The 23,186-nt window shown below is 51.8% G+C and carries 22 protein-coding genes; 5 read left to right on the forward strand and 17 right to left on the reverse strand.

Annotated features, from left to right (window positions below; genetic code table 11):
- Nucleotides 1–48: 48 nt before the first annotated feature.
- The 3 genes from RJP21_RS15815 to RJP21_RS15825 form a co-directional block, all read right to left on the reverse strand.
- On the reverse strand, nucleotides 49–1,227 hold the full coding sequence (locus RJP21_RS15815) for an MFS transporter (protein WP_310860114.1): 1,179 nt from the start codon (nucleotides 1,225–1,227) through the stop codon (nucleotides 49–51).
- Between the two features lie 239 nt (nucleotides 1,228–1,466).
- Nucleotides 1,467–2,054: a TetR/AcrR family transcriptional regulator gene (locus tag RJP21_RS15820; RefSeq protein ID WP_160038029.1), complete on the reverse strand. Its 588-nt coding sequence runs from the start codon at nucleotides 2,052–2,054 to the stop codon at nucleotides 1,467–1,469.
- A 162-nt stretch (nucleotides 2,055–2,216) separates the two neighbouring features.
- A complete protein-coding gene (locus tag RJP21_RS15825) occupies nucleotides 2,217–2,975 on the reverse strand; it encodes an SDR family NAD(P)-dependent oxidoreductase (RefSeq protein WP_160038027.1) in 759 nt (252 codons plus the stop codon).
- A 229-nt stretch (nucleotides 2,976–3,204) separates the two neighbouring features.
- On the opposite strand from RJP21_RS15825, the gene RJP21_RS15830 reads away from it, so the two are divergent.
- Entirely contained in the window at nucleotides 3,205–3,867 is a 663-nt protein-coding gene (locus RJP21_RS15830) for a TetR/AcrR family transcriptional regulator (RefSeq protein ID WP_310860115.1), read from the forward strand.
- A gap of 176 nt (nucleotides 3,868–4,043) precedes the next feature.
- Here RJP21_RS15830 and RJP21_RS15835 read toward each other — a convergent pair whose 3' ends face one another.
- Entirely contained in the window at nucleotides 4,044–4,259 is a 216-nt protein-coding gene (locus RJP21_RS15835) for a hypothetical protein (RefSeq protein WP_160038023.1), read from the reverse strand.
- 246 nt (nucleotides 4,260–4,505) lie between these two features.
- Between RJP21_RS15835 and RJP21_RS15840 the strand changes: the two genes are divergently transcribed.
- Nucleotides 4,506–4,901 carry a VOC family protein gene (locus tag RJP21_RS15840; RefSeq protein WP_160038021.1) on the forward strand — a complete coding sequence of 132 codons (396 nt, stop codon included), beginning with the start codon at nucleotides 4,506–4,508 and terminating at the stop codon, nucleotides 4,899–4,901.
- Between the two features lie 83 nt (nucleotides 4,902–4,984).
- Here the strand turns inward: RJP21_RS15840 and RJP21_RS15845 are convergent, their stop codons facing one another.
- Nucleotides 4,985–6,334 (reverse strand): amino acid permease, encoded by a 1,350-nt coding sequence (locus RJP21_RS15845; protein ID WP_310860116.1) that lies wholly within the window; start codon nucleotides 6,332–6,334, stop codon nucleotides 4,985–4,987.
- A gap of 223 nt (nucleotides 6,335–6,557) precedes the next feature.
- Here RJP21_RS15845 and RJP21_RS15850 point away from each other — a divergent pair, with 223 nt between their 5' ends.
- Nucleotides 6,558–7,673: a VanZ family protein gene (locus RJP21_RS15850; RefSeq protein ID WP_310860117.1), complete on the forward strand. Its 1,116-nt coding sequence runs from the start codon at nucleotides 6,558–6,560 to the stop codon at nucleotides 7,671–7,673.
- A 57-nt stretch (nucleotides 7,674–7,730) separates the two neighbouring features.
- Here the strand turns inward: RJP21_RS15850 and RJP21_RS15855 are convergent, their stop codons facing one another.
- From RJP21_RS15855 to RJP21_RS15895, 9 genes are all read right to left on the reverse strand, one after another.
- Nucleotides 7,731–8,948, reverse strand: coding sequence for an ABC transporter permease (locus RJP21_RS15855; protein WP_310860118.1), 1,218 nt, complete (start codon nucleotides 8,946–8,948; stop codon nucleotides 7,731–7,733).
- Nucleotides 8,945–9,637 (reverse strand): ABC transporter ATP-binding protein, encoded by a 693-nt coding sequence (locus RJP21_RS15860; protein WP_310860119.1) that lies wholly within the window; start codon nucleotides 9,635–9,637, stop codon nucleotides 8,945–8,947. The genes RJP21_RS15855 and RJP21_RS15860 overlap by 4 nt, the downstream gene beginning before the upstream one ends.
- Nucleotides 9,634–11,187 carry an efflux RND transporter periplasmic adaptor subunit gene (locus RJP21_RS15865; protein WP_310860120.1) on the reverse strand — a complete coding sequence of 518 codons (1,554 nt, stop codon included), beginning with the start codon at nucleotides 11,185–11,187 and terminating at the stop codon, nucleotides 9,634–9,636. The genes RJP21_RS15860 and RJP21_RS15865 overlap by 4 nt, the downstream gene beginning before the upstream one ends.
- 232 nt (nucleotides 11,188–11,419) lie before the next feature.
- The gene (locus RJP21_RS15870) at nucleotides 11,420–11,788 is read right to left on the reverse strand and encodes a Rieske (2Fe-2S) protein (RefSeq protein WP_310860121.1); all 369 of its coding nucleotides are present in this window, start codon (nucleotides 11,786–11,788) and stop codon (nucleotides 11,420–11,422) included.
- A complete protein-coding gene (locus RJP21_RS15875; protein WP_310860122.1) occupies nucleotides 11,785–12,879 on the reverse strand; it encodes an amidohydrolase family protein in 1,095 nt (364 codons plus the stop codon). Before RJP21_RS15875 ends, RJP21_RS15870 begins: the two co-directional genes overlap by 4 nt.
- 33 nt (nucleotides 12,880–12,912) lie before the next feature.
- The gene (locus RJP21_RS15880) at nucleotides 12,913–14,475 is read right to left on the reverse strand and encodes an extracellular solute-binding protein (RefSeq protein WP_310860123.1); all 1,563 of its coding nucleotides are present in this window, start codon (nucleotides 14,473–14,475) and stop codon (nucleotides 12,913–12,915) included.
- Between the two features lie 61 nt (nucleotides 14,476–14,536).
- Nucleotides 14,537–15,397, reverse strand: a complete 861-nt coding sequence (locus tag RJP21_RS15885; protein ID WP_310860124.1) for a carbohydrate ABC transporter permease — start codon at nucleotides 15,395–15,397, stop codon at nucleotides 14,537–14,539.
- 13 nt (nucleotides 15,398–15,410) lie between these two features.
- Complete coding sequence (locus RJP21_RS15890) at nucleotides 15,411–16,343, reverse strand: ABC transporter permease (RefSeq protein WP_160038531.1); 933 nt, start codon at nucleotides 16,341–16,343, stop codon at nucleotides 15,411–15,413.
- Between the two features lie 226 nt (nucleotides 16,344–16,569).
- Nucleotides 16,570–18,885: a helix-turn-helix domain-containing protein gene (locus RJP21_RS15895; RefSeq protein WP_310860125.1), complete on the reverse strand. Its 2,316-nt coding sequence runs from the start codon at nucleotides 18,883–18,885 to the stop codon at nucleotides 16,570–16,572.
- Between the two features lie 258 nt (nucleotides 18,886–19,143).
- Here RJP21_RS15895 and RJP21_RS15900 point away from each other — a divergent pair, with 258 nt between their 5' ends.
- Nucleotides 19,144–20,211: a YeeE/YedE thiosulfate transporter family protein gene (locus tag RJP21_RS15900; protein ID WP_310860126.1), complete on the forward strand. Its 1,068-nt coding sequence runs from the start codon at nucleotides 19,144–19,146 to the stop codon at nucleotides 20,209–20,211.
- 17 nt (nucleotides 20,212–20,228) lie between these two features.
- Nucleotides 20,229–20,456, forward strand: a complete 228-nt coding sequence (locus RJP21_RS15905; RefSeq protein WP_310860127.1) for a sulfurtransferase TusA family protein — start codon at nucleotides 20,229–20,231, stop codon at nucleotides 20,454–20,456.
- 176 nt (nucleotides 20,457–20,632) lie between these two features.
- On the opposite strand, the gene RJP21_RS15910 is transcribed toward RJP21_RS15905, so the two are convergent.
- The 3 genes from RJP21_RS15910 to RJP21_RS15920 form a co-directional block, all read right to left on the reverse strand.
- Nucleotides 20,633–21,346 carry a CD3324 family protein gene (locus RJP21_RS15910; RefSeq protein ID WP_310860128.1) on the reverse strand — a complete coding sequence of 238 codons (714 nt, stop codon included), beginning with the start codon at nucleotides 21,344–21,346 and terminating at the stop codon, nucleotides 20,633–20,635.
- Nucleotides 21,347–21,357: 11 nt separating this feature from the next.
- Entirely contained in the window at nucleotides 21,358–22,062 is a 705-nt protein-coding gene (locus tag RJP21_RS15915; protein WP_310860129.1) for a hypothetical protein, read from the reverse strand.
- 298 nt (nucleotides 22,063–22,360) lie between these two features.
- On the reverse strand, nucleotides 22,361–23,182 hold the full coding sequence (locus RJP21_RS15920) for a carbohydrate ABC transporter permease (RefSeq protein ID WP_310860130.1): 822 nt from the start codon (nucleotides 23,180–23,182) through the stop codon (nucleotides 22,361–22,363).
- Between the last annotated feature and the right edge of the window lie 4 nt (nucleotides 23,183–23,186).

Below are 23,186 nucleotides of genomic sequence, written 5' to 3' on the forward strand. Positions count from 1 at the left end.
GGCCACGGCATGAAAGCCGGGCCTGCCGATTTTTATTCCATGGATGCGTTATGCGCAGGTTTGCCCGCCCTTTTGAATTCCGGCTTTCGGTTCGCGCTCCTTCACGAGATACGGCAGCAAGGACAAAAGGCCGAGAATCCCCAAAATCGCCCCTACCCACAGCGGGGATGATAGACCAAGTCCGTGGTCGATGGCAAGTCCGCCGATTGTCGATCCGACCACGATGCCGAAGTTGACGACGGAAACGTGAACCGTGCTGACCAAGGATCCGCTGTTCGACGTCCGCGAGACCCGCGTCACCATGGCTGGATTCATGGGCACGCCGGCGAGGCCGATGACGATTACGGCAGCGATCGCAATGACCGGATTGCCCGCAAACAGACCGAACAGGATCAGCGCCGCGGCGAGCACCGTAAGCCCGATCGTCAGAATCGGCATCATGAAGCGGTCCGCGAGCCTTCCGGTGACCAGGTTGCCGACAACCGTCGCCGCGCCGTAGATACCGAGAAGAAGCGGGACGATCTTCGCGTCAAAACCGGCCACATCGGTTAATATCGGCGAAAAATAACTGAATGCGGCAAAGGTCGCGCCGATGATCAGCATGCTTGTCGCGAAGGCCGCCCATAGGTGACGGTTTTTAAAAGCCGCCAATTCGCCGCGGATGCTTACCGATCCGACCGAAGGCGATGAAGGGATGAGCCGCAGCGCCATGATTCCGGACAGCAGCACGAGAATCGCGACCGCCCAGAAGCTGGAGCGCCAACCGAAATACTGATCGAACAACATCGCGACAGGCAGGCCGATCGCCGTCGCGACCATCAAGCCGCCAAGCACGATCGAAGCTGCGCGCCCGCTGGCTTCCGGCCGGACAAGGGTCAATGCGATTTCGATGGCAACCCCGAAGCAGGCCGAAGAGGCAATGCCCGTTATTACCCTCGCCGCCATCATCAGCTCATAGTTCGGAGCAAGCGCGCCCAAGATTTGACCGGCCAGAAACACAAAGGACAGCGTCAAAAAGGCGGTTTTTCGGGGCAGCCTGAGCAGCCCGATCGTCAGCAGCGGCCCGCCGACGATCATGCCTGCGGCGTAACCGGAAACCAAATAGCCGATCGCCGCGATCGATACCCCGAATTCCGCCGCAAGCGAGGGCATGATGCCCGCAACCATAAATTCCGATGTCGTCATGGAAAAAATCATAAGTCCCAACACATAAATCGCCAACGGCATATAATCACTCCCGGATTAACTATTTTGTAATAAACAGTACAAAATAAAGACTAAAAAAGCGACCCTTCGTTCATAAGGGATGGATTGTAAAACTCATTAGATGATTTTGTACTAATCAGTAAAAAATTAATCAAAAAAAGAAGTCCGCATCATATAAACCTCTTACCTGATCAATCGCACTCGCCGGCAGCCGCAGGCAGCATTTGCGCTCTCCAGTCCGGAAAGCGCAAATACCGCTTCTAAAAAATGGATGATAACGTTCCTTGGATGATCCGTTCCGCCAAACCCCGGTTCAGCGTCGCCGGATAAATGACGCGGAGCCCGTAGTAACTGCTCAAAAACATGTCCGCAAGCTCGGAAGCTTCGCGGTTTCGCGGGATTTCGCCCGTCTCCTGCCCTGTTTTGATCGTTTTTTCGATCGCATGCTCCAGCAGGTCGACATGCTGCTTGAAAATGCGCTCAACGGCGGGATCGGTTTTGCTGCGCTCAGATGCCGCGTTAATCAGTAGGCATCCCCTGTTTTTCGATTTGGAATCCTCATGGATTTCCCACTCGAGCAGCGCTCGCAAACGGTCCCGAATCGGCCCCTCCTTCTCCAGGATGTCCATCTGTTCCCGGATTCCAAGCTCATGGTACCTTTGGAGGGCTTGCTCATACAGCTCGTGTTTGCTTCCGAACGCGTTGTACAAGCTCCCCCGGCCAAGACCGGTCTTACTGCACAATGCCTCGGTCGAGCAAGCTTCGTAGCCGTTGTCCCAAAAAACCTCCACGGCGGCATCGATCACGGCTGTATCTTTAAACTCGCGCGGTCTTCCGCTTTTGCTCATCTCTCGCATCCTCCTTTCCGGAAAATGTTGGTGGAATCATCATACTTATTTTGTACTGATCTGTCAAATATGGTTGCGGTAGCGATTTTTAGAGCGAATTCTTCCGCATAACGCAAAAAAGGCCCATGCGTCACCCGCACGGGCCGAAAAAGCCTTTCTTTGTTACAGCGTCAACCCGCCATCAACCGGGACGATCGAACCGGTCATGTAGCTGTTTTTCGGCGAAGCCAGGAACGTAACGACTTCCGCCAGCTCCTCCGGATTGGCGTAACGTCCGATCCTCATGTTAGGCAGTTCCTCCGGAACGTACCCGGACTCCTGCATCATGGACGGAACGGCTTGCGTCAACGAGGTATCCACGCCGCCAGGGCAAATCGCATTGACGCGGATTCCTTTTTTCACGTATTCAAGCGCGGCCGATTTGGTCAGCGCTACAACGGCGTGTTTGCTTGCCGAATAAGCCGCCAGGCTGTGTTCGCTCCGCAGTCCGGCCGTGGAGGCTGTATTGATGATGACCCCTTCGCCCTGTTTTTCCATCACTTTCAGCATATATTTCATGCCAAGGAAAACGCCTTTGACGTTGACGGAGAAAATCCGGTCGAATTCGGAGTCCTCGATATCCGCAAACATAGAGAATTTTTGCAGGACGCCCGCGTTGTTGAAGAAGACGTCGATCCGGCCATAGGCCTCAACGGCTTTGTTCACGTAATTTTGGACGTCGTCGCTGTTTGCAACGTTAGCTTGCACGAAGATACCTTCTCCGCCTTGCTCCTTCACGAGCTTCAGCGTTTCTTCTCCCGTTTGCTGATTAAAGTCTACCAGCACGACCTTGGCGCCGCCTGCGGCGAATTTCAAACTCGTCGCGCGGCCGATGCCGCTTCCCGCACCTGTAATGACAACAACTTGATCGTTTTCCGACATATGGACCGACTCCTTTAAGATTTAGAATAAAAATCGAGTTGTGATAGTCTATGTATCATTATGATAGTAAGACTATCACTACACCGATTATTATACTCCGCTCGCCGGCGGGTGACAACCCTTCCATCCGGGAGTCGGCGCGCAAGCTTTTCCCGCTTCGTTTGGTTGACAGGCTCCCGCCCATTTGATATGATCACGAAACAAAAAAAACGAACCGTTTGGAAGGAATGTGGACCAATTGAATTCAAAAACCAGATGGGATCGGGAACGCGAGGAGGCCAAGCAGCAGCGGGTATCCCTAATGCTCGAAGCGGCCCAAAGGGTCTTCAACCGGAAAGGGCTCGATAAAGCGACCATGCAGGATGTCGCGACGGAGGCCCATATGGGGGTAGCCACGGTGTTCCGTCATTTTCCGAAAAAAGACAAGCTCATCGTCGCCGTTGCAACCAAGATTATCGATTCCCAAACAGAAACGTTCGAAGAAATCCTTCATCGTCCCGGCACTTGTTATGAAAGGCTGGAGCAAATGCTGGACGTATTCATCGGTTTTGTCGGCGACCAGCACAGCGAAAACACGAAACTGATCGAAGCGTTCGAGAGCTACGCCGCCCAATCCCGCGAACCCCTCGAGGATCTTCCGGTTTATAGCGCCGCCGTCGGACGGATTCAATCTTCCTTATCCCAAATTTTAAAAGACGGCGTCAACGACGGTTCTCTGCGCTCCGACTTGCCTCTGGAGGAAACGATCGCGACCGTTACAAACGCGTTTGGCCAGTTTGCCAAAAAATTGTCGCTGCAAAACAGCATTCCGATGCTTCAGCCGAACATCGAGCCCGTAAAGCAGCTTGAAATTTTGAAATCCATGATTCTTAGTTATTTAAAAGCGACATAAGTCGAACGGAGGGGCCGTCCCAAAAGCAAGTCATCTTGCAGCAGAGTGGACGGTTTGCAAAAAAAGTAAGCAAAGCGCCAATCCAAGGGGGTATCCTTGGGCTGGCGCTTTGCTATTTTGGTATGCTATATGCTTTTTCAGAAGATTATGGGCAAGCGAAAGCCACCCGACTTCCGTCATGCTTTACGGATTTCGAAAAATTGGCATTCCTTGCGAGGATGATACGTTACGTCGCTGACATCCGACTGGGTAATGACCGTCGTGTCCGTAAAACGGATGATGGTTGTCTTGGAATCAATCAAATGGTCGTCGCGAAAAACGCGAATCGTCAGCTTTTTTTCCTCGGCCTCCCGAAAATCCGCTTCCGTCAACAGCTCGCGGACTGTCGCCATAATACGGCAGCCTCCTTTGCAATAGGTTTCAGACAGGTTCTTTGAACGCTTACGCTTCGTTTCTCGGCTTGAGGCTTCCGTTTGCCGGACGCCGCCGCCTTGTAAGATCTGCCTGCAACGGCCGAAGGCTTGTTCGCCCCGATTCCGTTCCGGTACAATGTAAATGTAGAGATGCCTGCAATTAACGCATATAACAGCACATCGGCTCGTTAGTGATTTTAACATACTTTAAAGGAGCGAAACATAATGGAATCCAAAGTGGCGCCGTTTTTAATGTTCGAGGGGCAAGCCGAGGAGGCGATGAATTTTTACACCTCGGTGTTTGCTCCCGCGGAAATCGTCAGCATCAAGCGTTACGGGCCGAATGAAGCGGGACCGGAAGGATCGGTGCTGCAAGCCGCCTTCTCGATCAAAGGACAAAACATCATGTGCATTGACAGCTTCGTTCAGCACGCATTTACGTTTACGCCGGCGATTTCCTTGTTCGTCCATTGCGATTCGGAAGAGGAATTGACGGAAGCCTTCGGCAAGCTTGCCGAAGGTGGCGCCGTCCTGATGCCGCTGGACAAGTACCCGTTTGCCGAAAAATTCGGCTGGGTACAGGATCGGTTCGGCGTTTCCTGGCAGCTGAGCTGGAACTAAAGTTCCTTTTCGCAAAAAAGACCGGCCGTTTCCTTTACATGGAACGACCGGTCTTTCTTTGACAAAAACTCCTCTTGTTTGTGTTATCCCCCTGCCCTTTTCCCGCGGAATTTTACAAAAGCCCAGATGATAAGCAGCAGCAGAACGGCAAGGCATATCCCGATGCTCAGGCGGTTTTGTTGGTCCACCACAAAAAACGCGGCAATGACCGCCAGACACAACACGGCAAATCCGGTTACGTACGGGTATCCCCACACTTTAAACGTCGGTTTCGCCGGATATGTTTTCCGCAGCTTTATCTGCGATAACGCGATGCAAATCCAAACCAGCAGCACGACGAAACCCGGCACCGCCATCAACACGCGAAAAAGCTGATCCTGGGCAAAAATGCCGAGCATGGCGCCCGCAAGCAGCAAAACGGCGCATAACAGCAGCGTGTTGACCGGACTGCCTTTCCGGTTCGTTTTCGCCAGTCCTTTCGGCGCTTCTCCGGCCGCAGCCATGGAATAGAGCATCCGGGATGCGCCGTAGATCCCCGAATTGGCCGCCGACAGCACCGCCGTGATCAGAATAAAGTTCATGATATGCGCCGCGCCCGCAAGCCCCGTCGCCGATAATACCTGCACGAACGGGCTGCTCTCGGACCCGACTTCGTTCCACGGAATCAAACCGCAAATGACGAGAATCGGCAGCGTAAAAAACAAAATGATCCGCAATATGAAGTTGCCGACCACTTTGGGCAAAATCCGTTCGGCATTTTCCGTTTCGGTCAGCGTCAAGCCGATCAGCTCGGAACCGCCGTAAGAAAACATGACGACAAGCATCGCCGAAAACACGGAGGACAAGCCCCCCGGAAAAAATCCTCCGGAAACGGTGAAGTTGCGAAGGTATGGCGTATTGCCGCTCGGGATGATGCCGAAGATAAGACAAGTGCCGAGCACGATAAATAGGATGATCATGGCAATCTTGATGCCGGCCAGCCAAAATTCGAATTCTCCGAGCGTGCCTACGCTCAGCAAATTGATCAGAATGATCAAGGCGGCGCAGGCCAGGCTAAGCACCCATAACGGGACTCCCGGCAGCCAATACTGCAAAAAGCTTCCGGCTGCAATGATTTCGATAACGCATACCGAAAGCCACATAAAACAATACATCCAGCCCAGAATAAAGGAAACCTTCTCGCCGAACGCCTCCCTGACGAAATCCTTCATGTTCCGGCCTTTGTATACCGTGGCCATTTCCGCCATCGCCGCCATCACGACCAAAAGCAGCAAACCGGCAAACACGTAAGTCACGATAACGCCGGGGCCCGCCAACCCGATCGTTTCCGCGCTTCCTTTAAAAATGCCGGTTCCGATGACGCCGCCCATGGCCATAAAACTGATATGTCTAGGCTTTAGTTTTTTTTGTAGCGATCCTTCTGGTTGTCCCATCCATATCCTCCCGGTGTACACTCATTGATGAATGACTATAATTTTTAATAAATGTATAGTTCAGTATAAACCATTTTGTGTTTTTGTGAATAATAATGGCCGAATTTAAAGCTGGCTACAGGAAAATTTAAACTTAATTTAATCGTGTACCACACGCGATTATGTTATGATCAATATCGGCTGTCTTGTTCGGCAGCATTGATTAAACATTGGCGGTGATCGTATGCTTCAATCCTATCTGTTTCCCATTTCTTACGCCTTTATGTCTTTTCCGTTTGCGGCGTTATTGTTTACGCTGCCGTTTTTGATCGTGCAATACCGTAAATACGGTTATATCAATAAAGTTCGGGCTTTCGTGCTATACCTGTTTTTGCTTTATTTGATGAACGCGTTTTTCCTTGTCATTCTACCGCTGCCGTCATCGCGGCATAATGCCGCGCTTGCGTCGGGAGCCATGCAGCTTGTGCCGCTGAACTTCATTTTGGACATTTTAAAAGAAACTTCGGTCGTCGGATCGGATCCGTCCACCTACTGGCATTTGCTGAAGGAACGGGCATTTCTGCAGGTCGTTTTCAACATTATCCTGACGGTGCCTTTCGGCATGATGCTCCGTTATTATTTCCGCAAGGGCTGGGTACGCTCCATCTTGTTTTCGTTCCTGCTGTCCCTCTTTTTCGAGGTTACCCAGCTGACCGGCATCTACGGCTTGTATGACCATGCTTACCGCGTGTTTGACGTTGACGATTTGATCATGAACACGCTGGGCGGCATTTGCGGATATTTGGCGGCCGAATGGTTGTCGGGGCTGCTGCCGAGAATCGAAAAGCTGGACGAAAACGTGGACCTAACGGCCAAAAGAGTCACCTATACCCGCCGGGCCGTTGCATTTTTGATCGATTCGGTCATTTGGCCGATCCTGATGGCGATCTGTTTCGTTCTCCATATCAGAGCCTCGTTTTGGGTGGCTACGGGCATCTATTTTATATTGATTCCATGGCTGACGCACGGCGTCACTCCCGGAAAATGGCTGGTCCGCATCAAGCTTACGAAAATGGGGGAACGCGTTACGCTTTCGTCGCTGCTTTTACGGTACGGGCTGCTGTATTGGGTATTTTTTGGCCTGAATCGCCTGCTTGCCGGATCGATCGATAACGTGCCTGACATCGGGAGGCTTGGGCTCGGCGTGATCGTGTTTGCGATGGATGCCTGGTTTTTTATCCATGTCGTCATCCGTCTGTTTCGAAAGGATTCCCAGCTCTTTTACGAGAAATTCAGCAAAACCAAACACGTCATCCTCTGGAACAAACCGGCGGAAAAACAAGAAAAAGAGCCTGTTTAAGCGATGCTTAAGCGGGCTCTTTTTCCATATTCTTCATTCGTATCTCAACGCTTATTTCTATTCGTATCTCAACGCTTCGATCGGGTCCAGCTTCGCCGCTTTTCTTGCCGGGAACACCCCGAAAATCATGCCGATGCACGCCGAAAACAATGTGGCCAGCAGCACGGAGTTCAGCGATACCGCCGTTTGGATGCTCATGAAATGGCCGACCAGCTTCGAGCCGCCAAAACCAAGCATGACGCCGACGATGCCGCCGAAAATGGCCAGCGTAACGGATTCGACGAGAAATTGGGCCAAAATCGTACCTTCCTTCGCCCCGATCGCTTTCCGGGTGCCGATCTCCCGGGTGCGCTCGGTGACGGACACCAGCATGATGTTCATGATGCCGATTCCGCCGACAAGGAGCGAAATGGCCGCAATGCCGCCGAGGAACAGCGTCAGCGTCTTCGTCACGCTTTGCGCCGAGGACAGAACGTCCTCCTGGCTTTGAACTTTAAAGTCATCCTCGGCGCTGCCAAGCTTGTGGCTTTGCCGCATCGTGTATTCGATCAGCGCGATCGTGCTTTGCATCGCCTCCGGCGAGTTCGCTTCCACCAGAATTTGGCGGAGGCCGTTCCTCGAGCTGCCGGACATGAAGCGGGACTGCACGGTCGTAATCGGCGCGATGGCGGTGTCATCCTGATCCATGGAGCCCGAGGAGCCTTTCGATTTGAGCACCCCGATGACGCGAAACGGGATGTCGTTGATTTTGACGATGCTGCCGATCGCATCAAATCCCGCATTTCCGAACAAGTTTTCGGCCGTGGTGGCGCCGAGGACGACCACCTTGGCTTTATCCGTCACTTCATCCTCGGTAAAAAAGCGGCCGATATCCGTTTCCCATGATTTGATGTCCGCATAATTCGGCGAGGTTCCGATTACGCTGGTTGACGTAACATTTTTTCCGTTTCTGAATTGTCCGCTCGCCTGCGTGACCGGCGCGACGTATTTGACGGTATTGATCTTGGAGAGCGGGTCGGCGTCCGTCAGCTTCAGCATGCCGCTGCCGCTTCCCCCGCCAGCCTGTTGCCCCGACGAAGATGCGGTCACCGTGATCAGGTTGGAGCCGAGGCTTTGGATTTGGCTGGTCACCTGGTTGTTTGTTCCCTGCCCGATCGAAATCATGGCGATGACTGTCGCAACGCCGATCATGATGCCCAGCATCGTCAAAAACGAGCGGAGCATATTGCTTTGCAAACTCCGAAACGACAGCTTCAGCAGTTCCATCATATTCATAGCGACACACGCTCCAGGTTCGGCCGGTCCGATTCGATTTTTCCGTCCCGGAACCAAATGATCCGTTTCGTATGCGCCGCGATTTCCGGCTCGTGCGTCACCAATACGATCGTATTGCCGCTGTCGTTCAGTCGCTTGAAAATCCCCATGATTTCTTCGGATGAAGCCGTATCGAGGTTGCCTGTCGGCTCATCCGCCAATATAATCGCAGGTTCGTTCGAGAGCGCCCGGGCAATGGCCACGCGCTGCTGCTGCCCGCCGGACAGCTCGTTCGGTTTATGGTGCATCCGGTCCTTTAAGCCGACCAGCTCCAGGCAATATTCCGCCCGTTCGCGCCGCTCCTTTTTGTTTTTTCCGGCGTACAAAAGCGGCAGCTCCACGTTTTCGATCGCCGAGGTCCGCTTCAGCAGGTTGAAGTTTTGAAATACGAAGCCGATTTTTTGGTTGCGGACCGCCGACAGCTGTTTGGCCGATGCGGAACCGATCTGGATCCCGTCCAGGATGTACATGCCGGAGGTCGGCTTATCCAGGCAGCCGATCACGTTCATCATGGTGGATTTTCCGGAGCCGGACGGGCCCATGATGGACACGAATTCCCGCGGCTCAATGTGCAGCGATACATCTTTTAACGCATGGACCCTCATCTCGCCGGAGGTGTATATTTTGTCCACATGCTCAAATGTAATCATTGGCCGCCACCCCCGGCGGCGCCGTTTCCTTGGCGCATGCCGCCTCCGCTGCGGTCCGACTGCTTGAACTGCTGTCTTCCTCCGCCCATTTCGCCGAATCCGCCAAAACCTCCAAAGCCGCCTTGCATCATCGAAGAAGACGTTCTGGACGAGGACGAGGTTGTCATCGTAATGCTGACCTTGTCACCTTCCGCCAAGCCGGAAACGACTTCCGAGCTTACCCCGTCATCCAGGCCGGTCGCAATTTCTTTTTGTTCCGTTTTGCCGCCCGTTTCCACCATGACGATCTTTCGGCCGCCAAACGATTTGATCGCGGCATCCGGCACGGTCAGCACATCCTTTTTCCCGTCGGTGACGATCGCAATCGTTGCGCTAAGGCCCGGAATGAGTTTATCGGCATTGTCCTGGCCCGGAGTGATTTCGACGGTCACCGGGAACGTGACCAGCCCGCTGCTTTGCACTTCGCCGAGAACCGCCTTGTTTGTGACCTTTCCTTTTAACGTCACGCCCGTCAGCGCGTCGAACGTGACTCGGACCTCTTGACCGACCTTGACGTCCGTAATATCGGTATCGTCGATGGAGGCGGAAATTTTATAATTGCCCTCGGTGGAAAACATCGAAACCGCGGCGGCCGTATCCCCGGAAGGGTATTCCCCGGCTTTGACGTTGACCGCCGACACGATCCCGTTAAACGGAGCGTAGATTTTGGCTCCCGCCAGGTTGGCCTTCGCATCGCTTAAACCCGCCTCCGCCTGCGCCACATTGGCTTTGGCCATCGCAAGGTCGCTTTCCTCCGGTCCCTTTTGCAATTTGTTCAGCTGCTGAACCGCCTGATCGTATACCCGCTTGGCGTTTTGGGCTTTGCTTGCCGCCGTCTTTACCGCGGCGTCGGAGGAATTTGCGCCGTTTTGCTGCGCCGCCGCCTGCTTGTACGCATTTTGGGCGTTTTCCAGCGCCACCTGAGCGAATAAGACTTGGGATTGATCCGTGCCTTGCTTGGCTTGATCCAGCTTTGTCTGCGCATTGACAACGGCGGTTTTCGCTTTATCCAGCTGCTGCTGGACATATGACGGATCCGCCTGCTTTTTGGCTTCCGCCAGATCGCTTTGCGCGCTGTCCCAATCCGCTTTCGCCTGGGATACTGCATACTTCTGGTCCGCTATCGTATCCGCATCCGTTCCTTCCTCGAGGCTCTTCAGCTTGGCGGCCGCACTCTCAACATTCGCTTGAGCGGACAAAAGCGAGTTTTGCAGCGCGGTGGTATCCATTTCGGCGAGCAGCTGGCCTTTTTGAACCTTATCGCCGGGGCTCACGTGAACTTTGGTCACCTTGGATTTTCCGCTAAAGGAAAGGTTGACGGAATCCGAAGCTTCCACGTTCCCCGAAGAGGTAACCGTTTTTGATAAATCCCCTTTCTTGACTTCGTATGTAATCGTCGCCGTTTCCATTTTAGGTTTCGCCGCGCTTTTCTGGACAAAATAAGTCCCTCCCGCTCCGATCACGACGACGCAGCCGCAGATGATTAATACGTTCCTAGTCACCTTGTTCATTCATCTTCATACTCCCTTCCCTTGAATGAATATGATCGTAGCACCGCCAGCTTAAAGAAAACTTAACTGCGATTGCGGAGAAACCAAACCTGACCGGCCCCCTAGGAAAAAAGAAAAAACGGCTTCAGGAATATACCCTCAGCCGTTTTGTTCAATTTGTGATCATTGATTCGCCGGAAAAGATCCCTTCATCCAAAACACAAGGCTGGATCGCGCCGGCGCAGCAGCCAACCTAGCTTCTTTTTCGGTCGCCCAACACAATGTACACCCCGGTATCGTCGGATTCCACCGGATAACCCCGCAGCTTTGCATCGCTGCCGGCAGCCAGGTGACGGCCGCTTTTCAGGTCGAACTCCCAGCCGTGCCACGGGCAGCGCAGCACTTGATCGTCCATGCCGTATGAATAATCGTACACGCCGGAAGGAAGCCGGGTCCCCCGAATCACACCCGCGCATACCGGCGCCGCCGCATGCGGGCAAACGTTAAGCCACGCATAGTATTCGTCTTCGATTCGAAACAAGCCGATTTCCATCTCTTTTACTTTTACGATACGTTTGCCGCCGCTGCTGAGCTCATCCGGCTCCGCCACTTTTACCCTCATACAGAATCCTCCCCTATGTGCTCGGAAGGGATCGGGAAGCCGTACAACTCCGCCGCGTTATACCCTAGAATACGCTCTTTCAATCCCTGCGGAAGACCCCTCAGCACAACTTTCGGATTGTCGAAGTCCCAATGAGGGTAGTCGGACGAAAACATGGCGATCCGTTCGGCATGCATCATCTCAAAGATTTGCAGCAGATGTTCCGGCTTCTGCGGTTCTTCGATCGGCTGCGTTGTTACCCGCACATGCTCTACAATATACTCCGACGGCAGCCGCTTGAGCCATGGCGCGGAATCGCGCAGCGCTTTGTAATTTTTGTCCATGCGCCAAATCAAATGGGGCAACCAGCCTATGCCGCCTTCAATCGCTATAAATTTGAGCTTCGGATATTTTTCGAACACCCCTTCGCACACCAGGCTGTTGATATGGGTCATGAAATTCGCCGGCAAAATATTATGCCATTCCATATACCGGGTCGGGTACCCGGAAGGTGTCGGCGCGCCGGCAATCCCCTTCCCTTCGGTGCCCGGATGAATGGCGACCGGCAGACCATTCCGTTCCGCCGCTTCATAGATCGGGTGGTAGAAGCGGTTGCCGTACGGCATTCGCGCTCCGCTTCCCATCACGATCTGCACCATGCCCGGATGCGCTCCCATCCTGTCGATCTCTTTGACGGCTTCGGCCGGATCGGAATGGTTGATCTGAATCGAACCTTTGAATTTCGGACTGACGCCAAGCCAACGGTCCACCAGCCAATCGTTAAAGGCGGAAGCCAAGGCATTCGCATAGTCCGGATCGGCGTGAAGAGAGAGGCCTTGCTCTCCCCCGCCGGTCAGTATGGCATAATCGATGCCGAACGGTTCCATATAATGCCGCAGGACAAAATGCGGATCGCTGCCGGCAGCCCCGCCGTTTTCGGGCCTTGCGTCCTGACGCATCACGCCGACGGGCGAATAATACTGCCCATGCACGCCGACCCCGCTTTCGAGCCATTGCTGATGCCATGCTTTCGGCAAATAAGCCAACAAGTCCTCCGGCTTGCCGATGGAATTATGGACGTCGGCATCGACGATAAACGGTGCGGATCGCATTCCATGCCCCCCTTTTGATTTGAATCTTATCGCTTACTTCGAACCGTACGTACGGGTATACGCCGTGTTGTACATATTCAACAATTCATCGGCGCCGAGCTTCTTCAATTGATCCAAAAACTGCTGGTAATTCGCGTCGGTAATCGGCGTTTTGCCTGTAACGAATTCCGTAATTTTCTGCTCCAAAAACTTGGTGAGCGGGGTCAGCTTCGATTTTTCCAGGTCGAGCTCTTCCGTCGTCTTCACGATGGCCTTAGGCGCGGGGATGATGAACTTTTCATAGCTTTTATTGATCTCCTTGCTTTTGTCGTCGAGCCCTCTCTCCCACGTTTCGCGCGCAAGCGCATTGTTCAGCGAAATGTTGTCGTACCATACGCCGAAATCGCGGCGCAGCGGCACATAAGGGCTCGCTCCGAACTCTTTCATGAAGACGGGTTTCCCGTCCTCAAGCGTATACGATTTGCCTTCGATGCCCAGCGATAAATATTTGGTGCCTTCTTCACTCACCAGATAGTCAAGGAATTTGACGGCTCGCTCCTTGTCCTTCACTTTTGCAGAAATGGCCCGTCCCGACGATCCGACGACCGGACGGGAAAACTGGTAGCTCTGAATGCCGTCCGCGGCAATTTCGGGAAGCGCATCCAGATTGTAATCCGCCTTCCCGGACTGCTTCGCTTTGTCGATCATCGGGTTCACTTCCGCCTTCCAGTAGTACGTTACGGTCGACTTCCCTTTTAAGAACCGCTCTTCCCACTGTTCCGGGGTCAACAAATAAAATTCGGGGTCGAGCAGCTGCTCCTTGTACAACTTATTCATAAATATAAGCGCATCTTTGTACCCGCTGTTGTACGGCGAGAACTCGTATTTGTCACCTGTCGGGCTTAGATTGAAAAAGCCGGATATACCCGTAAATATTTTTCCGAAAACGGTATACATTCCGGTATCCCCCGTCACCGGGGTATTGAAGCTGAGCGGGAAGCTGTCAGGCTCTTTCGCCTTCAAATCTTTCAGGAACTGATAAAATTCATTCAAATTCGTCGGTGCCTTCAGGTTGTATTTATCCATCAAATCTTTCCGCGCCATCCAAATATAATTGAAGCCTTTCCCCGCGGGGTCGCCTTCGAGCACAGGAACGTCGTAGAGGCCGCCGTCCGCGCCGGTCGCCACGGCTTTTGCTTCGGGATAATTATCGTAGAACTTTTTGAGGTTGGGCGCGATATCCAAATAATCTTTCAAGTTCAGGAACACTTTCTCCGGCCCGTTCTCCCTGGCCTCTTGATTCGTCGGCTGACTAAAATCGGTGACCGAGTTGGTGGCGATCATAATCTGCCGTTTCTCCGTCAACCCTTCCTGGCTGACGACCTGCCAATCCACCTTGACGCCCGTCTTGGCTTCGATCTGCTTGAAAATCTCCCAGTCGTCCTTTACCTTTCCTTCCGGGCGGTCGTAGACGAGCCAGGAAAACGTAATCGGCTTTTGCGAGCCTGCTCCCCCTTCACCCGCCCCGTCTTGGGTCCCGCCCTTTCCGCTGCAGCCTGCGGTCAAACCGCCCAGCATAACGGCGGCAAGCATGATGGCCATCGTTCTTTTTCCCATTTGTTTGTACCCTCCTTTTATTGGCATCGGTTATAGAAATAGATTCCGGTGGAATCTACGGCTACCCCTTGATCCCGCCGATCATGGCGCCCTGGACGAAATATTTTTGAATGAACGGATATACGCATAAAATCGGCACCGTAGCGATCGTGATCATGGCGTATTTCAGCGTTTCTATATAATCCGTGTTTCCTTCGCCCTGTACATTGGAGCCGGCGATAATAATGTTGCGCAGCATGATCTGCAATGGGTACATGTTCCGATCGTTCAAATACAGCAGCGCATCGAAAAACGAGTTCCATTGATTGACGGCGGTAAACAAACCGATGGAGACGAGTACCGGCAGCGAAAGCGGCAGCACAATCCGCAGAAACACCTGCATCATGCCGCAGCCGTCAATGGTGGCGGCATCTTCAAGCTCTTCCGGCAATGCTTCGAAAAAGGTGCGCATGATAAACAAATACCAGGTGCTGACTAACGACGGCAGCACGATCGCCCAGATCGTATTGAGCAAGCCCAGTTTCTGCACGACAAGGAAGGTCGGAATCATCCCTCCGCCGAACATCAATGTGAAAGCCGCGAGAAGAAGTATCAGCCGACGGCCTGGCAGCCACCTTTTGGCAAGCGGGTAAGCCATGGCGGATGTGACGGCGAGCGATAAAAAGGTTTGAACGGCGGTATAACGGATCGTGTTCCAATAACTGATCCATAAATCCGGGTTGCCGACGAGCCGTTTGTAAGCAGCCAGGGTGACCGCCTTTGGCCAGAGGACGACCTGCCCGCTCATGACCATCGCGTTGTCGCTGATGGAAGCGGAAAACACATATACGAGCGGATAAACCATGACGATCACGAGGACGATCATGAGGAAGATATTGACGGCGTCAAACAGCCGCGAGCCAAAACTTTCCTTGATTTTCATTTCCCCGCCCCCTTCACCATAGACTCGTGTCCGAAAATTTCTTGACGACGCGATTCGCCGCCACGACCAGCACGAAGCCGATCACCGACTGAAACAAACCGACAGCCGTAGCGAAGCTGAAGTCGGCCGACAGGATGCCGCGCCGGTAAATGAACGTATTGAGGACGTCCGCGGTCTCGTAAGTCATCGGATTGTACAACAAAATGATTTTTTGAAAGCCGGTTTCCATAAAGTGACCGAGCGTCAGGACAAACAGGACGATCATAACCGGAATCATGCCGACCAAAGTCACATGGCGCATTTGTTGAAACCGATTGGCGCCGTCGATTTTGGCGGCCTCGTACAAGGTCGGATCGACCCCGGCAATGGCAGCCAAGTACAATATCGTGCCCCAGCCGATCGTTTGCCATATTTCCGAGCCGACGTAAATCGTACGGAACCATTCGGGTTGTCCCAGAAACAGGACCCGCTCGAATCCGAGCCAGCTGAGCATATGATTGATGATTCCGGTCTGCTGCGACAAAAAGGTAACCATAATGCCGGCGATCACCACGGTTGATAAAAAGTGAGGCATGTAACTGACGCTCTGCACGAACCATTTGAACTTCCGGCTTCGAATTTCATGAAACAGCAGAGCAAGGATGATCGGCGCCGGAAAACGGAACAACAGGTCGTACACGTTCAGCATGACCGTATTCCGGATCAGCTTCCAGGCATCCGGCGTGTTGACGAAAAAATCGATGAAATGCTGCAGGCCGACAAACTTGCTGCCCATGATGCCGCGGCCGATCGAGAAATTCTGAAACGCAATGATCACCCCGTACATCGGCACGTATTTGAAGAGGATGTAATACAACATGCCGGGCAGCATTAACAAATATAACGTCCGGTACTTCTTCGGAAAGAATCGGAGAGAAGCCCCCTTTCCCCTACGCGGGGCAGGCATTCGTGCGTTCGCAGCATCGCTTCGTTCCAATGACAACGGTTTCACCCCCTTTGGCAGGCGTTTGCACGCCAAAGCCATACTGAATCTTTGCCCTGACTATACGGGTTTGGCGCGGCACGGGTAAAGCATCATGTTTTCGGAACGTCTCCGTTTTTACATCCCGCACCGCAGCGCTACTCGCATGACAAGCGGGCGAAAAAAATGAGACTTCCCAAAAAAAGAAGTCTCAGGATTGATGCATCATGCGATATTTAGCCGGGGTAATTCCTTCATACCTGCGAAAATTACGGATGAACGAATTCCTTCCCCAATAGCCGATTTGTTCTGCGATATCGTCGATTTTCAGATCCGTTTCCAGCAAAAATTGCTTCGCTTTCGAAATCCGGTATTTGGCAATGTATTCCACATACTTCTCACCCACTTCTTCCTTGAACATGCGGCTGAAATGTCCGGCGGACATGTTCATTTGCTCCGCGAAATATTCAATGGAAAGCTCTTCATTATAGTGGTTCTGAATATAGGCCAAAATTTCGGCAAACTGCTGTTTCCGATCCGACGGTTCGATCGTCCGGAACAAAACGCCGTGGATGTCGCGGAACGTTTGCCTCATTTCTTCCCAGGTCACGCAGCGGTTGATGGCGGCAAAAAACTCGGAATAGACCGAAATGTCAAAATCGTTGCGCTCGCTCTCGACGGCGCGGGTCCAAGTATTCAGCACATCGATGGCTAAATTTTTCATCTGGTGTGCGTTTGTGTTGCTTCGCATCCCGGCGTCCAGCAAGTCGAACACGGACTGGAGCAAGCTTTTGCAATCCCCGGCTTTATACCTGTTCAAGATCCGGTTTACTTCATGGGCAGACAAGAAACTGTCGCCTGATATTCTTCCTTTCCACTCCCTTTGTTCGCTGCAAATTTCCGCACCGGGCTGCAGACTCTTATATTTGAGCATCGAAAGCGCATGGTTGTAAGACTGATGGAGGGCGGCGATCGCGTGAACCGTTTTCCCAATTCCAATGGAAGCTTTGTAATCAGGCTGCTGCAGAAGCTGCTTGATGGCATTCGCCGTCTCCCCGGGATCGCAAAGCCGATTCTCTTCGTGATGCAGCACGCAGGCCAATAGATCGGAACGCGTCTGACATACCCAAATCATGGCCGGAGACAGTTTGCGGATCTTCTCCTTCAGCTCGGCCAGCATAAAAGATTTGGACGTCTCGGACAGTTGGTCCGCAAATGGCGAGTAGTATTGGATTTCAATACAAAGTACCGTTGCCGCTGCAACCGGGTTGTAGGGGAAGGAAATTTCTTTCGCGTAATATCCGATCGACAGGCTGTCGCGGTATTCACCGAGCAATACTTTGACGATAAACTGCTCCCGGACGATCGGAAACATGCCGTCCACCGTTTGTGCCAGCTCTTTGTTCCTCGATATCAGCAAACGGGAAAACCGTTTGATCATATCGAACTCGTTGCCGTTATGCAAACCGGGTGCATCGCCCAGATGCTGCGATTCCAGCCCGGATTTGATTTCGCGGATCGGGTTGTACAACCTCTTGCTCAACACATAAGAAACCAGGCCGCCCACGATGATAAACATGCAAAGCAGCGCGACCGTCATCATACGGATCGTATGAGCCGGCTTCAACAAGGTTGGCAGGTCGATCATGCTCACATAGTACCATGAATCATCGAACCGGGATTCCGTATATGTAAGCGCTTTCCCTTCGTCGTTTAAAAATAAATCATGTTCCGGCTTCTTGCGGATCATCGACGCGAACGAATCCGGCCGGAATCCGGACGATCCATTTGCGATCAGGACGGAGCCGTCCGAGTTGACCAGCATCGTATCCGTCACCCATTTCTCCTGAATGCCCAGTCGTTCGCGAAGCTTTTCCTCATCTAAATTCACAACCAAATAGACGTCGGGGCTGCTGCTGTTGAACGGATAGCTCATCATCACGGCGATGTTCGAATGGGTCGAGACGATGTCCCGGGTGTATGGCGGCCTTTCATAAACGGTATGGGATTTGGCAAAAACCATCGACTTCTTGCCGGTAAAATTGGCGACATACGAGGGTATATCCGTGTCTTTGATCGGGTATTGTTCCCGGAAATACTCATCTTTGCCGTTGTACGTTTTGCCGTCGATGACAAGGTCCTCATTCGCAAAGTACAGGAACGATTTGTACACCAGATTTCCAGAATCCAGTTTGTTCATCTGCTGCATAAGCGAATGGATCGATTCATAGTGTTGCTGAAGTTCGGCCGGATCGCCGGTCGATCTCAGAAAGCTCTTGACGCTTACAGTCGACAGCATGTTCACCATATCCCGCTCAAGCGTACCGAAGGTGTCGTCAATTTGCTCCGAGAAATGCTGCATGATGGTGTTGTTTAATGTTTCCGCATCACGCTCGATCAACCGGACGACAAAGAAGTGGGTCAGTACGCTGGCTACGATGACTGGAATGAGAATCAGCGCAAAATAGTTGGCGAAAAGCCGACAAAACAACACAGTGCGATACGTTTGCCAGACACGGTTCACCATGATGACCTCCTAAGTAAAATGTCATAAAACAAACTGAATGATGAAATATTATTTCACCCTATTCTAAACTATTTCGCTACGTTTGTGTTTAAACTTCCTTTACAATCATTTTTTTGAGGCGCATACTTCCCATCATTTGAACAGCCCCGCTAACATTTTTGACCATTGACATCTCCTTTTGATCTGCTAAAATCGGTAATACCGATAATTCAAAGCGTCTTACTTGTATTTAAATCCATAGAAAAAGGGGGTTCCCTTATGATGTTAACGGGCTTGTTATGCGGTGCCTTGCTGGGATTTGTGATGCAACGCGGCCGCTTCTGCCTGACCGGCGGGTTCAGAGACATGTATTTAACCAAAGATAATCGCATGTTCTACGCCCTGCTGATCGCCATCACGATTCAAAGCGTCGGCGTTTTTGCCCTCATTCAGGCTGGTCTGATTGAATTTAGCGCAGGCGCATTTCCTTGGGTCGCAACGATCCTCGGATCTTTTATTTTCGGGATCGGGATAATCCTTGCCGGCGGTTGTGCGACGGGTACATGGTACCGTGCCGGGGAAGGTCTGATCGGCAGCTGGATCGCGCTTTTTGGTTACATGGCGATGAGTGCGACGATGAAAACCGGAGCGCTTGCCCCAATCAACAATGGAATCAAAAAATTTGACGCACCGGTGAATTCGATTCCGGAAACGTTCGGCCTTTCCGTCTGGCCGTTTATTGCTATTCTTGCCGTTATCACTGTAATTTTTGTCATTCGGCAGCTGCGCAAACCGAAGGTTGCCATTCCGACCATGAAAGCGAAACGTTCCGGTCTGAACCACCTGTTGTTCGAAAAGCGGTGGCATCCGTTTTTTACGGCGATTTTGGTAGGGTTGATCGCTCTTCTTGCTTGGCCGCTCAGCGAAGCGACCGGCCGGATGTCCGGTCTGGGCATAACCACGCCTTCCGCGAATATTTTGCAGTATTTGGTTACAGGGGACAGCGATAAATTCGTGAATTGGGGCATGTTCCTCGTTCTCGGCATTCTGATCGGATCTTTTATCGCCGCAAAAGGCAGCCGTGAATTCCGTTTCAGAGCTCCGGATGCCAAAACGGCGGTCTCAAGCTTCATTGGCGGGATTTTAATGGGCTTTGGCGCCAGCTGGGCCGGCGGCTGCTCCATCGGTAACGGTCTGGTGATGACCGCGATGATGACCTGGCAGGGCTGGGTTTCCCTTGCCTTTATGATTCTCGGTACCTGGACGGCGTCTTACTTCGTTTATGTACGCCCGCGGACCAAAACCAAAACGAATCCAAGTGCGGCGTTTCGCACATCAACAACTTAAGGGAGGATGATCTTATCATGAAACAACAAAAGCTGGCCGTCGTCGGAATGGTATGCCCGTTTCCGTTAATCGAAGCCAAGCAGGCGATCGAAACGCTCGACAGCGGAGATGAACTGGTGATCGATTTTGATTGCACGCAAGCGACGGAAGCCATTCCGCGCTGGGCTGCCGAAGCCGGTCACACCGTCACGAACTTCGAACAGATAGACGATGCTTCCTGGACGATTACGGTTCAGAAGAAATAAGTGCTTATAGGCGATTTTCCCCGACAAAAGACGGGCGAAGATCGCCTTTTTATATGTTCAGGGGCGGGCAGCGATTGAAAGGAATGCTTCATTCCGCAGCGTCCTTATAACAGACAAAAGAGCCGCCCTGGTCAAGATGACTTTTGGGACGGCCCCAAATTTGAAAATATGCGTACTCATGTCCGGTCGATAAAAAACAACACATTCCCATAATGCTTCATAAACCTTTTATAATCCGCCGTTTCTTTTAAAACAATGACGGTTGGATATGCGTTTACTTTGCGTCGTTTTAATGCGGCTAACATGTCTTTTTGCTCGATGCAATAAAATTTGCCTTCTTCATACTGAATCAGGAGAGGCGGAAGATCCGCCGCGTGATCACCCGTTTCATCCGGTTCATCCGCTCCAATTGCATTTCCCCACACCTCTATTCCATCTAGCTGGACAAGACGCAAGGGAAACTTTACGACGCCAAAATAGACATTTTTTTCTTCCATGAAATCATATAATACGGGGTCCGTTTTTAGAGTCAGTTGCAGAAAACATTGGATCCATTCTTCGAGCATCCCGATATTCGTATATTCGACGGCCGATCGTACGGTTGGAGCATACGTCATATGTCCGTCATTTTTCTTCGAATAAATGATTTTCTTGATCGAATCCAAAGATAAAAAATATTCGTCCGCGAGTTCCGAAACGGTCATTCCGCCGGCATATTTATTGCGAATCATCCTATTCCGCTTCTGCAATCGATCCCGGTAACCTGTTGTTTCACCCCAACCCTTCTTTTCCTTTCCGATTGGAATATATAACAGTTTCCCGGCCGCGTATTTTTGGATTTCTTTCAATAGCTTCTCGGGTATGACTTCGCCGGCGTTTTCATATTTCATACGATCACCCTTTATAAGGCGTATATTCGATCCTTCAGCTGACTGATCGATGTCATGATGGACGTGCAAGATTCCGTGTCATCGATCGACGCATGCCAACGCAAGGTATCGATCCCTTTATAATACGCCATGCATAAAAATCTTTCTTTAAAATCCGGGATGACGATGTCCCTTTTTCCGCAATACTCGAACAGCAATTCAGGGATGTGCAAGTAAGGCTTATTTAAGTCCATAATGGCAAAATCCAAAAGGAAATCGCATATGCCGGATCGGCTCCAATCCGGGAAACCGACCGTTGTTTTTCCATCCGTGATCATAATCTCAAAAAACGTATTATTATTGACCAAATACCGTTGTCCTTCACAATAATCAATTCTGGCTTCCATTTCCTTCAAATACGTTTCGACAAAGCCGCGGTCCAACATCGTCGTATCGTAAAGTTCCTTCCAATGAAACCAATATCCTTCTTTCTCTTCCGCAAAGGTGTCGATCAGATATTCCCTGCAGGTTGGGTACTCTGTTTTGCAATCCTCGTTGAACTCGCCGTAGCCCTCTACTCCGGCGATATCCGACGCACTAATTTCCAGGATCTTGTCAAAAAAAAGCTCATAACAATCCGCAAATTGGGCCGGGCTTAAGTGATCTGCGAGAAATCCGTTTGGCGTCATGCTTACTTGATCCGATAACATCGACTTAATGATACTGTCTTTACTCATATCCATATCCCCTTTTATATTGAAGATTTTGCAAAATCCTGTTATTAACAATGGTTGCGCGCACCTGATATTGGTAATGATACCATCGGCCTTGATGCGGAGATAGGCAATGAATAAGTTTAGTCAACTTTACACTCACGGGCATCATGATTTCAAAATCCTGCGTGAATTGTTCTCCTCCAGAAAAGCAAAACCGCCCAGGCTGTCGCCGGGACGGCTTTGCAAAGTTATGGTAGCCTCAAGCCTTCGATCATCTTGAAGCGGCGCTGCAGCCGGGCAGTCCGACAGTCTGGGCATTTCAGCTTTTGATTGCGCCGGCGGCAATGTCCGAAATGAACTGCTTGCTGACGAACAGGAACAAAATGATCAGCGGCACCACCGCAAGCAGCGTACCGGCGATGACCATCGAATAATCCGTTGTGTAAATGCCGTTCAAGGAAGACAGGGCAACCTGGAGCGTGAATTTGCGCTCGTCGTTCAAAATGATCAGCGGCCACAAATAATCGTTCCAAGCGCCGATAAACGTAAACGCGCCCAGGAAGGAAAGGGCCGGCCGCAAAATCGGCAAGGCCACGTTCCAATAGAGCCGGAAAAAGCCGCATCCGTCGATCCGTCCCGCATCAAGCAGTTCGGTAGGCACGGATTCCTCGGCATATTGCCGAATCCAGAATATTCCGAACGCGTTCGCCATGCCCGGGATGATCAGCGCTTTGAAGGTGCCGACCCAGCCGAACTTCGCCATGATGACGAAAGACGGAACAAGCGAAAGCTGCGCCGGAGCCATCATCGTCGCTAAGAGCAGAACGAACAGCCATTTTTTGCCCGGAAATTTGAATTTGGCGAACGTATAACCGGCGAGCGAATCGAAGAACAACACCAGCACGGTGCTGCACCCCGCCACGAACAGCGTGTTCAGGAAAGCGCCGAAGAAATCGATGTTTTGCAGCACCCGCGAAATGTTGTCGATCAGGTGGGTCCCGAACCAAAACTTGGGCGGGAAGCTGTAAATCTCCGCCGTCGTGCGCGTAGACATGACCACAAGCCAATAAAACGGAAAGACGGAAATGATGAGTCCAACGATCAAACCGAAATAGAGCAGGATCGATTTTCGGATAGCCATGCGA

It is taken from the genome of Paenibacillus sp. VCA1, assembly GCF_031583795.1.
Classification (GTDB): Bacteria; Bacillota; Bacilli; order Paenibacillales; family Paenibacillaceae; genus Paenibacillus_AQ; species Paenibacillus_AQ albilobatus.